13 protein-coding genes are annotated in these 13,085 nt (G+C 46.2%); 6 read left to right on the top strand and 7 right to left on the bottom strand.

Annotated elements, in window-relative coordinates; all coding sequences use genetic code 11:
* Positions 1-241 precede the first annotated feature (241 nt).
* From N5E87_RS21255 to N5E87_RS21230, 6 genes are all read left to right on the top strand, one after another.
* A complete protein-coding gene (locus tag N5E87_RS21255; protein ID WP_011790473.1) occupies positions 242-832 on the top strand; it encodes a recombinase family protein in 591 nt (196 codons plus the stop codon).
* 25 nt (positions 833-857) lie between these two features.
* The gene (locus N5E87_RS21250) at positions 858-2,498 is read left to right on the top strand and encodes a DDE-type integrase/transposase/recombinase (RefSeq protein ID WP_167313644.1); all 1,641 of its coding nucleotides are present in this window, start codon (positions 858-860) and stop codon (positions 2,496-2,498) included.
* Entirely contained in the window at positions 2,488-3,459 is a 972-nt protein-coding gene (locus N5E87_RS21245) for an AAA family ATPase (protein ID WP_011790475.1), read from the top strand. The genes N5E87_RS21250 and N5E87_RS21245 overlap by 11 nt, the downstream gene beginning before the upstream one ends.
* A 9-nt stretch (positions 3,460-3,468) precedes the next feature.
* Positions 3,469-3,810, top strand: a complete 342-nt coding sequence (locus tag N5E87_RS21240; protein ID WP_011918360.1) for a hypothetical protein — start codon at positions 3,469-3,471, stop codon at positions 3,808-3,810.
* A 1,219-nt stretch (positions 3,811-5,029) separates the two neighbouring features.
* A complete protein-coding gene (locus N5E87_RS21235) occupies positions 5,030-5,422 on the top strand; it encodes a hypothetical protein (RefSeq protein ID WP_279775888.1) in 393 nt (130 codons plus the stop codon).
* Positions 5,423-5,744: 322 nt separating this feature from the next.
* Positions 5,745-5,930, top strand: coding sequence for a hypothetical protein (locus N5E87_RS21230; protein WP_279775887.1), 186 nt, complete (start codon positions 5,745-5,747; stop codon positions 5,928-5,930).
* 78 nt (positions 5,931-6,008) lie between these two features.
* Here N5E87_RS21230 and N5E87_RS21225 read toward each other — a convergent pair whose 3' ends face one another.
* The 7 genes from N5E87_RS21225 to N5E87_RS21195 all read right to left on the bottom strand — a co-directional run bounded on the left by N5E87_RS21225 (position 6,009) and on the right by N5E87_RS21195 (position 12,884).
* Positions 6,009-6,686 carry a hypothetical protein gene (locus tag N5E87_RS21225; RefSeq protein WP_279775886.1) on the bottom strand — a complete coding sequence of 226 codons (678 nt, stop codon included), beginning with the start codon at positions 6,684-6,686 and terminating at the stop codon, positions 6,009-6,011.
* Positions 6,687-6,733: 47 nt separating this feature from the next.
* A complete protein-coding gene (locus N5E87_RS21220) occupies positions 6,734-7,333 on the bottom strand; it encodes a hypothetical protein (RefSeq protein ID WP_279775885.1) in 600 nt (199 codons plus the stop codon).
* A 77-nt stretch (positions 7,334-7,410) separates the two neighbouring features.
* Positions 7,411-8,019: a hypothetical protein gene (locus N5E87_RS21215; RefSeq protein ID WP_279775884.1), complete on the bottom strand. Its 609-nt coding sequence runs from the start codon at positions 8,017-8,019 to the stop codon at positions 7,411-7,413.
* 132 nt (positions 8,020-8,151) lie between these two features.
* The gene (locus N5E87_RS21210) at positions 8,152-10,767 is read right to left on the bottom strand and encodes a TraC family protein (RefSeq protein ID WP_279775883.1); all 2,616 of its coding nucleotides are present in this window, start codon (positions 10,765-10,767) and stop codon (positions 8,152-8,154) included.
* Positions 10,768-10,779: 12 nt separating this feature from the next.
* Positions 10,780-11,388 carry a TraV family lipoprotein gene (locus N5E87_RS21205; protein ID WP_279775881.1) on the bottom strand — a complete coding sequence of 203 codons (609 nt, stop codon included), beginning with the start codon at positions 11,386-11,388 and terminating at the stop codon, positions 10,780-10,782.
* Positions 11,366-12,226 carry a hypothetical protein gene (locus tag N5E87_RS21200; protein WP_279775880.1) on the bottom strand — a complete coding sequence of 287 codons (861 nt, stop codon included), beginning with the start codon at positions 12,224-12,226 and terminating at the stop codon, positions 11,366-11,368. Before N5E87_RS21200 ends, N5E87_RS21205 begins: the two co-directional genes overlap by 23 nt.
* A gap of 205 nt (positions 12,227-12,431) precedes the next feature.
* A complete protein-coding gene (locus N5E87_RS21195; RefSeq protein WP_279775879.1) occupies positions 12,432-12,884 on the bottom strand; it encodes a hypothetical protein in 453 nt (150 codons plus the stop codon).
* Between the last annotated feature and the right edge of the window lie 201 nt (positions 12,885-13,085).

The raw sequence follows: 13,085 nt of genomic DNA, 5'->3' as shown, positions 1-13,085 counted from the left end.
GGTTGCGGAAAGTCCTCCCTGCGTCCGCTGATGGCCGGCAGCAGCCCGTCGTTGCCTGATGGATCCAACCCCTCCGCTGCTATAGTGCAGTCGGCTTCTGACGTTCAGTGCAGCCGTCTTCTGAAAACGACAGCAACCCTGAAAAAAATTCTCAAAAAACCGTTCAGTTAACTGGTTGATGAAATCAGCGTTCAGAACCATACTCTTTCATTCAATTAAATGAACGATTCAGGGTTATCTGATGATTTTTGGGTACTGCCGGATCAGCACCAAAGGGCAAAGTTTTGACCTGCAGGAAGACGCGCTCAAAAACGCCGGTTGTGAACGTGTTTTTAGAGATATCGCTTCCGGCGCAAAAACCAAAAGACCTGGCCTTGATGATTTACTTGGTCAGCTCAGAGCTGGCGACATCATCGTGGTATATAAACTGGACCGGCTCGGACGGTCGTTACAGCATTTGGTGCATTTGATGAACCAATTGACCGAACAGCAGATTGGCCTTCGCAGTCTTAACGACCCAGTGGATACCACCACGCCACAAGGGCGTCTCATCACGAATGTGTTTGCCTCCATCGCTGAATTTGAACGGGATTTGATTAGGGAGCGCACAAAAGCAGGATTGGCTTCGGCTCGGGCACGCGGACGCAACGGAGGGCGACCAGCAGGACTTAGCAAAGACGCCCAAAATGTGGCAATAGCGGCAGAAGCATTATACAAGCAAGGCAGTCTCAGTGCGCAGCAAATTGCCGCACAGCTCAATATCTCCAAGACCACTCTTTATAAATACCTACGACTTCAGGGAGTTGGTATTGGCAGTGTTGGGCTCAGGTGATGCCATGAACTCAGCGAAGCGCGGCATTGCACAGGAAGTTTTGATTGATCTCTACCATCGATTGGAAGGCTTACCGCCGCGCTGTGCTCAGCGACGTGACATCATTGCACAGGCCACAGCCCTCTACGGCATTTCAGAAAGTTCCTTGTACCGACACTTACGCAATTTGTACCAGCCAAAATCCATCCGCCGCAGCGATGCGGGTAAACCCAGAGCCATTCCGCAGGCTGAACTGGAACAGTATTGCGAAATCATTGCGGCGCTGAAGATCCGTACGATGAATAAAAATGGCCGTCATCTTTCAACAGCCAATGCGATTGCACTGCTGGAGCGCACAGGTGTTGGCTCGGATTATGGGTTCATCAAAGTGCCGGTTGGACGATTGAACAAAGCAACCGTCAATCGTTACCTGCAGCAATGGGGTTTTAATCCGAAACAAGTACTCAGAGATACGCCTGCGGTCCGGTTCCAAGCCACATATAGCAATGAATGCTGGCAATTCGATCTAAGCCCATCTGATTTGAAGCATGTGCAGGAACCGCTCTGGTTTGATCCACAAAAAGGCAGGCCGCTGCTGATGCTCTACAGCGTGGTCGATGACCGCAGCGGGGTTTGCTATCAGGAATATCGGAACGTCTATGGCGAGGATACGCCAGCGGCCTTACTGTTTTTGTTCAATGCCATGAGTGCGAAGTCTGACAGCGAGTTTCCATTCCGTGGTATCCCGAAAACCATCTATCTGGATAATGGTCCCATCGCTAAAAGCCGTGTATTTCGCAATGTCATGGTATTTTTGGGCGTTGAGCTGAAAGTCCATGAACCTGCAAGCGCCACTGACAGGCGCAAAACTGCCCGTTCAAAAGGCAAAGTCGAGCGAGCCTTTCGGACAGTCAAAGAATGCCATGAAGTGCTCTATCACCTGCGGGAACCCAAAAATGAGGTCGAAGCCAATGACATGCTGCGGGAATACCTAAAGCAATATAACGACCACTCGCACCGTTTAGAGACTCATTCCCGCATGGAGGACTGGCAACTCAATATTCCGCCTTCTGGTATTCAAAGCATGTGCAGCTGGGAGCGATTTTGTGCATTTGCCAGAGAACCGGAGCAACGTACTGTCGGCATTGATGCCAGGATCAGCGTCGATGGCACCGTTTATGAAATCAGTCCGGAACTTGCCGGTGAACGGGTTGTACTCTGGTGGGGGCTGTTTGACGACGAACTATTTGTTGAACATGAAGGCAAGCGGTACGGAGCATATCTTCCAGTCAGCGGTCCTATTCCTCTCTACCGGTACCGGAAATTTAAAAAGACTCAGGCTGAGAAAAAATTAGATAAATTAGAAACTTTGGCAAAGTCGCTGAGCTTGCGGGATATTGGGGACGAGCAAAATGTGGCCATCCTCAAAACGATGCTTAAAACCGTGAATGTTATTGCGGATAAACCGTTTGCAGACCCTGATCCTTATAACGACCTGAGCTACTCAAGTGTACTCAAAGCAAAGCTCGCCATCGCAGACTATCTCGGTAAGCCACTGGCGCTGTTAAGCCAAACAGATCGGGACTTTATAGAAGCCATTTTGGATGAAACATTGGAAAAATCCGTTGTCATGGCACGACTGAAATCGTACTTCCATCCAAAAGGAGATAGCACTCATGCAACTTGAAGTCATGGAGCACTACGGCATTATTAAGTATTTTCGGGACGCGGACTATTTCGAAACTGAGCACCAGCGGCGGATCTTTAATCAGCTCAAAAAGGTGATCCCTGAGGGGCAGCTGATTGCATTATCCGGTGTAGTCGGCAGCGGTAAAACCACGACATTATCACGACTGCAAGACTTACTGGCGAAAGAGAAAAAAGTCATTGTTGCAAAATCGTTGTCTGTCGAGAAGACAAAGACCAATCTTGGAACGCTGATCACCGCTCTGTTTTATGATGTCAGCGGAGATAAAGACTATCGGGTACCCAAACTCGGCGAGAAGCGGGAACGTGAATTACGCGACTTAATTCAGGATGTCAAAAAGCCAGTGGTGCTGTTAGTGGACGAAGCCCATGATTTGCATCATCGTACGCTGACGGGATTAAAACGGTTGATGGAAGTGATCAGAGACGGTGGTGGCAAACTGTCAATTTTATTAGCCGGTCATCCAAAGCTAAAAAATGACTTAAAAGGCCCAACGATGGAAGAAGTAGGTTATCGGACCATTGTCGTGTCATTAGATGCTATGCAGGGCAACTTGCGCGAGTACGTGTACTGGCTGCTGGACAATTGCACAGATGATAAAACCAAACCCACAGATGTCATCGAGGAACAGGCCATCGACTACCTGGTAGAGCGATTGACGACACCATTGCAAATTGAGCAACACTTATCGCTGGCATTGGAAGAAGGTTTTAATGTGGGTGTGAAACCTATCACGGTTGACGTGTTGGATTTAACCCTGTCCAGACGGATCAATGATATAGAGCCACGTCTTATCCGGCATGGCTACAGCGAAAAAGTACTGGTGGATCAGTTTCATTACAAACCGGCTGAGCTTCGGAAATTTTTTAAAGGTGAGTTGGATGCTAATCGGGTCAAAGAAATTACGCAGGACTTGCGGGAAGCTGGGCTGCCCATTTAAAGGAACTTTATGTCTGAAAAGATACAGTGGCAGCCGATTAGCATGCTGCCTTTACTTGTTCAAATGGTTGAGGAAGTGCACAGCAGTACCCAACAGCAGACCCTCAACCTGGAGAAAGCAAAGGGTAATCCATTTTTGTTTTCGGCCTGTGAGCTAATCAGAACGGAAAGAGCTTACCAGGAACAGCTGGGTTCGCTGAGTTTATTTCAGCAGCAATGTGAGCGGTGGCTTGCAGAAGACATTCAACCTGAAAACGAAGTGATGGTCATGGATACGCTGGAGAGACTGTTAGAAATGGACATTATGACGAAAACCGTACTTACGCAACTCAAGTCATTTGTTGGTACCTAATGTGAGCCTAGCTAGATGAATTCAAGCCCGATGGCACAGCGGCAAATCTCATTGGCACTGATTGTGAGCCGAGCACTTGGCTTATTATCAATTAATCTGAGTCGGGAAAACCGGATGTAATCAAGCTTGCGGGATTATGTTTGCGAGCCACTACAGCTAGCGACAAACTAAAACTAAGTGGCTACCTCGATATTCACTTCATAGGTTAATTGCTTAGATTCGCCACAACCAATATTTGCCTTCTACTAAAGAGCACGCAGCAGCCGTGATAGGTGGAGAAGTAATCATAGATAGGCTGATAGTCTCAGCCTTCTTCTGCTTATCGTAACTGTGAGTGAACAACGAAGAGTTTTCCTGAGAAGGATGATGCTTTCATTTGGGGTGACAATAAGACTTAATAGAGAAGTTATGAGGAGGGCTGGCTAACTCAGTCTTGGCCACGTTAAAGCTTGGATAGAGAAGAAAGGGCAAGCAGCTTTGACGCCACTCACCCTCCCCTTTTCGCCAGGTCAGCTTAGGTTGGAGCCCCCATGCAGACCCAGCCAAAGCATACCACAGAAAAACTCGCGAACATTATTCTAATGTTTAATCTCTACCCTATTCTATTCGGTGCCGTAAAAGGCATGTTCGGCAATACGGCGTTATAGCAATGAGCTTCCAGATCGGTGCCGACCCGCCAAGATTACGGCATTGTTCCTTGCGTGTAAGGTGATCGATATTTCCTTTAATCACATAGGGTTCCCAATGGCGAACATCGTCAATCTTCAATCAAACTAATGAGCTGCATTTCCGCGCACTATTTAATCCAGTTAGACGTATGCAACCTTAAGACATCTCCCTGAATTTGCGCCACCACAAGAGGTCGTGCAGAACCTTAAAGAGGTTGGAAACGACTCATTAAGGTACGGGTGGTGATTAAATCAAAAGTCCCTGACAACCCCTAAGAAGTCGCAGAGAACTGCTTCCTCATTCCTCCCGTAGTCAAGCATCACTCTGGCAACCTTTACCAGTCTCGCAAAACCTTTGAGAGGTCGCCAAAGACTTCTAGGCTTCGTTCTTTCGCCATCACCAGTCTTACCTACGAAGGCAAGCTGAACATGATAATGGAGGCTAGTTCAAGGCAATATTCCCCTTGTAAATAATCTCCATCACTTGCCGGATCCGAGGTATCGCTTACCCTATAAAAATTACAAACAAACTAACAATCTTAAGGGTAACTGTGAGCAATAAAGCTATTCAGGCAATGATAAGAGATCCGCGTAAGCTAATGCGCTTCAAACTAACTGGCCAGCTACCGAGAGAAGTGCCGACCCCTTCGACCCCACTACGCGAACTCATTGAACAAATCCCGCCACGGCTTCGCTATCGCTTTCGTGGTGTAAAGCTAGATAAGGAGCTTGGGTTTAATTCATCTGCTCAATTCAACCATCTTGAGCAGTTATACACATGGCTTGGAGGAGGTGAGACGTTAATCGGCAATCAGACCATGCCTTATATGTCTTGGCAAAATCGCGGTTTTCGGAAACAGCTTAAGGTGTCGGACTTGAGTAAGTTCTGCGCAGTGAAGCCGAGTGATGAAGAGTTAAAGCGTCTACCCCAAAATATACAGTAATGCACCCGTTAGAAGCGAATGCCTTGGTAGAGCATCCTCTACCTTCTTCTGCTTTATTGGGGGCGGTGTTGAGACAAAATATACTGGGCGCAAGCGCCATGCACCCGTTTGAAGTAATTAGGTTGGTGTTGCGTATGTAGGAAAACCTTTGGTTATTGAGTGACTGTGAGTTTTGGTCTGATTGAGTTGGTGCTGAGTTTGAAAAAATTCTGGCAGATATAATTTTATCTGTGTTTAGGGGGTTGTGCGATTTACGACCTGCGAGATACTAAGTCCATATCAAGACAAACACGAACGCTTTTAAACCTAAGGGGTAAAAAATATGGAAGCTGTATTAATCACTTTAATCTTGCTTGCTGGTGGATTCTTCATGTTCGACTTCACACCTAAGAAGAAGTACAAATACTACGATTTTGATAGCGAGCTTACTCCAGAGGAAGAACAAGCTAAGCTAATCGCACGCAGGGTTAACCGTAACATTGAAATGGTAACTTACAGGATTTTCTAACACTCTCCAGTGTGTTGTGTTTAATTATCTGGAGCAAATATAGTGAATGATATTCTCCTTTAAAGGCGGCTAAATCGATTAGTCGCCTTTTTCATATTCGAACCACTCATCTTTCAGCATAGCTTCTATATCGACATCTCCCTTGCACTTCAACAAACCACCCTTCAAACACCAACCACCAGCCAAAACAGCTTTCACGGGCAATAGCTCAATGTGGCTCACTGCATCAGCATGACTCAGTACGCTTATGTTGCAACTTGAAGGGATGGCGAACACACAAAAACCACGCTTCTCAGAGTAGACGCACCACGCAGAAAACTCAGGTGGAATGTCAGGGTAGTCACGGCGAACAACATCCGGATGTTGTATTGCAAGTACAGGAAGTATCTGTACTGCAAGCTCTACTGAGAGTGCTGCATGATCAATGTAATCGCCAAATTCTCCATTAAGTCGTGCTTCTCCCCACGGAAGCCAAAGCGAAACAAGAGGCTGGAGATTTAGCCAAGGTATAAAGTTGGATTCTGAATTTATCTCTTGGCCAAATGCTACTAGTGGTCGAAGCATTCCTCGATTCGCATATCCAGTCATAAGGATGTACGGGGCTACCTCTAAAAACGCAGTAAAGTTTTTTCTATGTTCATTAGGGATGGTGTTAGGGATCAAATTACGAATCTGCTCCATTGTGGATACTAAGGCCTCCAGTTCGCTCTTTCCTGCTGGTATAGGCCTTGGCATTAAACAATCTAAGTAGTTCATCTCGATCCTCTGAAGCTCAAACAATCCTTTATACTTGGCTGGAGGGGTTACATCAATGCATGCAATACCGCATCTCGCACTCCAAGGCCATTCGTGAGAACCCAGTCACCCTTCTTTCCATGTAATTCTTTCTGGGTTTTGATTTTCAAAATATCAACAGCCTCTGCAATGATCTGCTCTCCCAGTAGAAGGTCGAACATCAACATAACAAGCTCCGCATCAACTGCTTTCAACTCGCGCTTGTTCTTGAAGGCGAATTGGATCAGGACTTTACCATTACTATCATTCAGTTTAACAGCGCAGGTAGCATCTGCAAGACAGTCACCTACCTGGGTGGCGATACTTTGCATTCCATACTGGCGGCACATGTCATACACCCAGCTTTTAGTTACTTCTGATTCCCAAGGTAATGCCGGCAGTCGGTATGGGGTAACAAGCTCTTTCAGATTTTCTGGACAACCTGCGGCTATAGTCTGGGATAAGATTCTAGCGTCGCCTTTTTGCTTCGCAGTAACAATGATCGCATTGACCTTTGCTTCCATCATATCCACCCCAAATTCGACTTGTAAGGCTGGGTGAATCTCTTTAATGCTCTCATTAATACTATCGTAACGCCCTTTAAATTCTTCGTTGTGGCCTAGCTTCACACTCTGCTCCAAGAAACCAATGTGACTAGGGAATTTAGTCCAGAAGGAATCTATTAGCGTTGCGGTATCACACTTACTCATCGGTTATCTCCGGTAATCCATTTCAACAAACGATGCTTATGAGTGGGCACCGCTGTATTAAAAATCTCTATGCCATGGGAATAAGCGATTCTCACCGCCATGCTCATACTCCCAGAGCAGTCATTAATCATATTCCTGTTATCAAATGTTGGATTGGATGCCCAACACACCATAAACAGACTCTTTTTATTCAAGTCACTACCAAGCAATGCAGGCACGACTGAGTCCAATTCAAAGGAACGGTTCACGCTAATTGTCAACCTTACATCTCGATGTGCAGAAGCTACTTCGTGGTACTGGCCGGTCTTCATGTGGTGCAACCGTTGAATGTCGATATACGTTTCCTGATCTGCGACTCTTTCTCCCGCCATACCAAAAGGAAGGTATATGTGCATCGGAGGGGAAATCGATCGAGGGGCCTCAGGGTCTATACCTATCGGCGCCAACACACCGGCTTCAAATGGCGATGAATACTCCTCCAAGCCTCCCGAGCGAAGGAAGTACCCCTCCCGTGCAAGCTTTTCAGCAACTACGCATAGAAATTGCCTCTCGGCCTTTGGCGCATTTTCGGCGCACAGACCAGTGTATTGTTTAGGTTGATTCAAAATAATGCCCTCGCTTACTTTGGTTCGAATCTACCCGACAACCTGAATCCCACAACCCCTTAATAAAACAAAAAAAATGGGTGCCCTTAGGGACACCCTGTATTGACTAAACTCGATTTCAGTTAATCTTGGTTATGCGGCTAGCATTTCCTCAAGTTCTTCAGCTGTAAAAACTTCATCATCCGCCTGCGATGTGCGTCTACCGATTGACTCCTCTTCAGCAATAACTGCCTGTATTGCTTGTGCGATAGTCATGCCTTCCTTACGGAACCTGTCAATTGCTGAAAGCTCTTTACCGTCTGTGGTAAACATCAATTGTTGATATCGAGGTACAAACAATCGACATACTTCACGTGAGCTACCAGTTCGGATGTAAAGCTCAGAGTACTGCCCTTTAACCGTGTGGATGGACTTAAGCAATGCAAAATCAGTTTCGTTACCATCGAACTGCTTGTTAGCTCTGACCTTCTCAATAACTTCAGGCTCTTGTCGCAGAAACACCTTAAACTGTGAGTTATCGGCCATTGCCCGGCCTACCTCGGTCTCATATGCATCAGCGATACTCTGAGTGATACAGATACCAGCAGCTTGATATTTACGGAATCGGCGCCAACCAGCTTCCAAGAATTCAGCAACTGCCAGTCCCGCCCCTCCTTTGATTTTGATATATTCCCAAGCTTCATCCAAAATAAATAGTTTATTTCGGTCTTTTCCTGACAGAAACATCTCATGCTGGATACAGCTGATACATTGCAGAAGTACGGCAATCTGCAACTGCTTACGGGATTTGAGCTCCTCGAGCTCAATTACAACAAAGTCTCCAGAGAAGTCGACTGGAGGGTTCTCATCATTAAAAAACTCCCCGTAAGGGCCGTCTTTACACCATGGTTCAAGCTGGAATCCAATATCTTTTACCCGATCATCGTGGTCCTTCTTACAAATCTCTGCAAAGTCATCGATTGTTGAGTTTTGCCCCTTCATATCCCACAGCTGATTAAGAAGGACGTTCATACGCGCTGTCTGGAAGTCAGTTAGTGTTCCTGATGGAGATGCCATAAACTTGAGAAGTGACAGTACCATGTCACCCTGGCCATCTTTACCAGCAAACTCATGAATAGACTTAAATGGGTTGAGTGAATACTTGAAGTTCTCACCAAACTCCAAGAATCGGCCGTTATATAACTCACAAAGCTTCTCGTACGAACGACCCACATCAATGATGAAGACCCGGCCCCGGTCTAGTGGCTTATGATCTTCTGGCAGTTCAGTATCCCTGAAAAGATTGCCACCACCGATATTGCCCGATGTCAGTACATTAGAAACCAAGTAGTTAATCCAGAATGACTTACCAGACCCTGAAGCTGCCGCGGTAAACATGTTGTAATTACCGTCAGAGGTAAATGGATCAAAACAGAAGAATTGACCATCTCGAGTAACAAGCGGTACTGTTGGTCGTCCCAAACCATTACCCTTCCATGAAGCGATCATAGGGGTGACAAATTTCAATGCATCCGAAGCCATACGGTTGAAGCGGTGGAAATTCTTTACGCTAGCTTCATCCAGGCCCATCGGTAAAGATGAAAGATACAGCGGTAGACAAATATAGCGGTCTTCCACAAACTTCCATTTGCGCTTTGAGGCAAATGACTGCACATCCATGACAGCTCGTTCTGCTGTTGCGCGGTTTTCAGAAAACACGATCATCTGTAGGTAGCAGTTAGCTATCTGAGCACCCTTGTTCTCCAGTGACATGTAAAATTCATCATAGTCCTTCTTCTGGAAGCGAAGACGGTCTACCCATTTTGCCAGTGGACCAGAGGCTTGGTGTGTTAACCAACTACGGTTCTTTACAAACTCAGCGCTCGCTTTCTCCTGGTTAGGGAAATGGATGTTGAGTGTCATCAAGAATGGCTCTCGCAGCCCTTCCCTCCCCCTACGCCAATCACATACTAGGTCGTACATATCACCAAAAGTTAGTATCTCTGGAAAGCGCTGTACAGAGAGAAGCTTCACGAAAGAACCTTCGCCCCTCTCTGTATCTCCAAATTCAATGCCGTCTTGATGCACTATGGCTCTATTCCCACGCTCCATAACTTGGTAACGAAGTGGCACACCAGCATCATGACCGCAAACACCTTCACGCCAATCTGCATTCTTACTTTGGTTATGCAAGATCTGCATCCGGTGAACATAAAGTTCCGCAGTCATGTCCTCTGGCCATGCACCAATCGATTCAAGAGTAGATTTCAATTGTAGGTACATGCGACGAAACATCTTCAGCTCATCTTTAGATGGTTCTTGCTTCTTGAGAGGCATCTTGAAAGAGACCCAAACTTCATAGTCACGCACTTTTAAGCCCGTCGAGGGGTGTAATGGCTCATCGACGCTCTTTGAGTAATATTTGTGAGTAGACCGACCGATCTCATCATAGAGTTCGCCCATTTCCCCTTCTGCCCGGCCTTCACGAATATTGCCGAAACGGTCCAGAATCCATTTGATGTAAGGAGAGCCGAACAAACTCACTTGCATAAAACTGTCAGCTGGGAACTGCCGCTGATACAAGTCATCAAGAGCATTCATTAAGTCTGTATTTACACCAGTCAGAGGCTGACAGATGAAAGTGAACCCTATGTACCCACCGTCTAAAATGTAGCCGCCCATCTCAGGGATAAACTCCAGCACAGGTAAAACGTCACCGTACTGGTTATGCCCTATCAAGGAGTTATGCCTATCTATAATTCCTGCCACTTAACGAACCTCTTATTGTTGCTGTGTAGGTTGACGTTGAATAATTCCCATACCGTTATCGGCAGTCGGATTATGCTTACGCTCTTCTGTTAGTGACTGCTTGCGGATGCTTAACGGAGTGATTCTAGCTGGATTAGTTGTTGCACCACGGCCGACAACCCATTTACGTTTCTCTATCTCTACGTATGTGTATCCGGGCATATGCAGACGGCCGAAGTCATCTTCCCAAGAGTTCATCAGAACACGCAGAATTTTTGCCGGTTGACGAACGGCAATAGGCTCTGGTGCAGCCATGGCGTCTCGGCTTTGCATGTAGTCAGAGTAAATAGCCTGTCTTTCTTCTGGTGTTCCGCCAGGATATGGCGCTCTGGGCTGCACCTCTTCATCCGCATCAGAATCCGCATCAGAATCCGCGCCATTTTTCACCATGTCTTGGGTTAACGCTTTCTTGTTGTTCGTCATCTTCCAAATTTCACGAGCACTAGTACAGGTAACACCACCATTAACCGCGTTCGGGCACTCCGTTGGCGCCTCCCCGACTTCCAGCATGCTTGTACAACCCGTTGAGACAAGAATTGCCCCACATACCATTAGCGCCTTACTGAGACTGCTTAGTTTCATCGATTGTTACCTTTCCTAAGTTTTCTGTTTCGCGTCCCATAAACTCTGTAAGGCTGTTGGGCGCGCCTTGATTTTGAAGACCATCAGCTCGAATTAGATGAGGCAAACCCTTAATATTGAGTAAGCCAGCCAAGCCAAGGCCTTTGATTAGCGGGTCTTTGTCGCAGGTAGGGATAATTGTGCCGGTTGATGTCAAACCATCCATTAGCTCCATAAGGGACTTTTCTTGGTCCTTCGAGCACCACAGCTTTATTGATTCCATGACGGATTCATCGCCTAGCAGTGGGAGTAGCACGATTTCAAATGAGTAGTCGCCGGCCATTTCTCGCATTTGGTCGAACAATTTCTTGTTGTAGTCGCCGCGAGGGTCAACCATGACGGTGATATCAGGTTTGTTTTTGTCTAAGCCATACCGATAGCTGGCTAAGTCGCCTTGATTGATGTTGAACTTATCTAGTGTAACTAGCCATGAAGCCTTTGCATCAGCAAGTGTGTTGATCGGACGCTTGTTCCACATGTCATAGACCTCTACCTTGCCCCGGATAGCAATCCGTGCGGTAGTGTCCATTAGGATTTTCTCTCCATCCTGATTTTCAACCATCACAAGGTTGTTAACTGGCAGTATGTGGGTCCAGTTCAGCTTTTTGAAATTTGCTAATGCAGAGCGTACATCTTCATCGCTCATATCTCCTGTGAGGGTAGTATGCTCTTTGGCTATTGTGCCAGTCTTAGCCAAGCGAGCAGCTTCCTCGAGTAACGGATCTGCATAGGCGTTGGTCATCGCCAGGGATATACCTACAGCCCCGATAATGGCTTTGACTTGTTTTTGCAGTCTCATATTTCACCCTTGGACATTTCTAATTGGGTGATCTTAAGGGGCATTAAAGAGCTTTACGGCGATTATGTGGCCCTATTTAAGGGCAGTTATTGCAACGTTCAAAATTTAGCGTTAAAAAATTATCCTAGAAACTAAATGACGTTATAAAAAAGCCCTGACCATTACAGACAGGGCTTCCTTGAGTGGTTTGTGCTTTACAGTGATATTACTGGGAAAGAAGTTCCTCAGCCAATCTTAATGCTTTTTCTGACTCTTCTAGCTGTTCGGATGATGGCGAGATGTAGCCTGCATCAATCATTGCCTCAAGCTGAATGTGGTAGCAAATTTGCCCCTCCAAATTTGGAGTAGTGCAATCAGCAACCTCTTCAGAAAGAACATTCTCTCTAACAATATGCCCTACTGAAAATTCAGTCTCCTCATCCACGCCGCCGTCTCCGGTGAATTTGGTTTTGATGGAATAATCGCTTTCTGACAGATTGATAGCTTGAGCTCTGGCTTTTTCAAGTGCATGCATCCGTCCAGTAGCTGGCGTATCCAAATCTGAGAACTGGTACTCAACACTGCTGACAATTCGCTGTAGTTCAGTTGCACTAGCTGTTGTTGCAACACTGAGAGTCAAGGAGAAAAGTAACGTTGAAACTAGTTGCGTGTGAGTCACTGATGAAAACCTCTGATAGTCAATTAATGTTAGTTAACCAGTTTTCTATTCTTCCGCAAGCGCTTCTTGCGATATCAATACGGGGAGTTTGAATGTCTTTGCAAAACATCGCTCCCCGCCCCTGTTTACGCAATACAAGAAGCTATTATTGTTTGGCTTGTTCTAACATCTTTTGCATCTTTTCTGGAGTAGGTACATTAC

It is taken from the genome of Shewanella sp. GD03713 (assembly GCF_029843705.1).
Classification (GTDB): Bacteria; Pseudomonadota; Gammaproteobacteria; order Enterobacterales; family Shewanellaceae; genus Shewanella.
Note: the sequence above shows the minus strand (reverse complement) of the source record. Positions and strands in the feature narration are given on the sequence as shown.

Excerpts from the sequence above, each read along its gene's own strand:
- N5E87_RS21255 (WP_011790473.1), top strand. The coding sequence starts at position 242 with ATGATTTTTGGGTACTGCCGGATCAGCACCAAAGGGCAAAGTTTTGAC.
- N5E87_RS21240 (WP_011918360.1), top strand. The coding sequence starts at position 3,469 with ATGTCTGAAAAGATACAGTGGCAGCCGATTAGCATGCTGCCTTTACTT.
- N5E87_RS21230 (WP_279775887.1), top strand. The coding sequence starts at position 5,745 with ATGGAAGCTGTATTAATCACTTTAATCTTGCTTGCTGGTGGATTCTTC.
- N5E87_RS21200 (WP_279775880.1), bottom strand. The coding sequence starts at position 12,226 with ATGAGACTGCAAAAACAAGTCAAAGCCATTATCGGGGCTGTAGGTATA.
- N5E87_RS21225 (WP_279775886.1), bottom strand. The coding sequence starts at position 6,686 with ATGAACTACTTAGATTGTTTAATGCCAAGGCCTATACCAGCAGGAAAG.
- N5E87_RS21205 (WP_279775881.1), bottom strand. The coding sequence starts at position 11,388 with ATGAAACTAAGCAGTCTCAGTAAGGCGCTAATGGTATGTGGGGCAATT.
- N5E87_RS21245 (WP_011790475.1), top strand. The coding sequence starts at position 2,488 with ATGCAACTTGAAGTCATGGAGCACTACGGCATTATTAAGTATTTTCGG.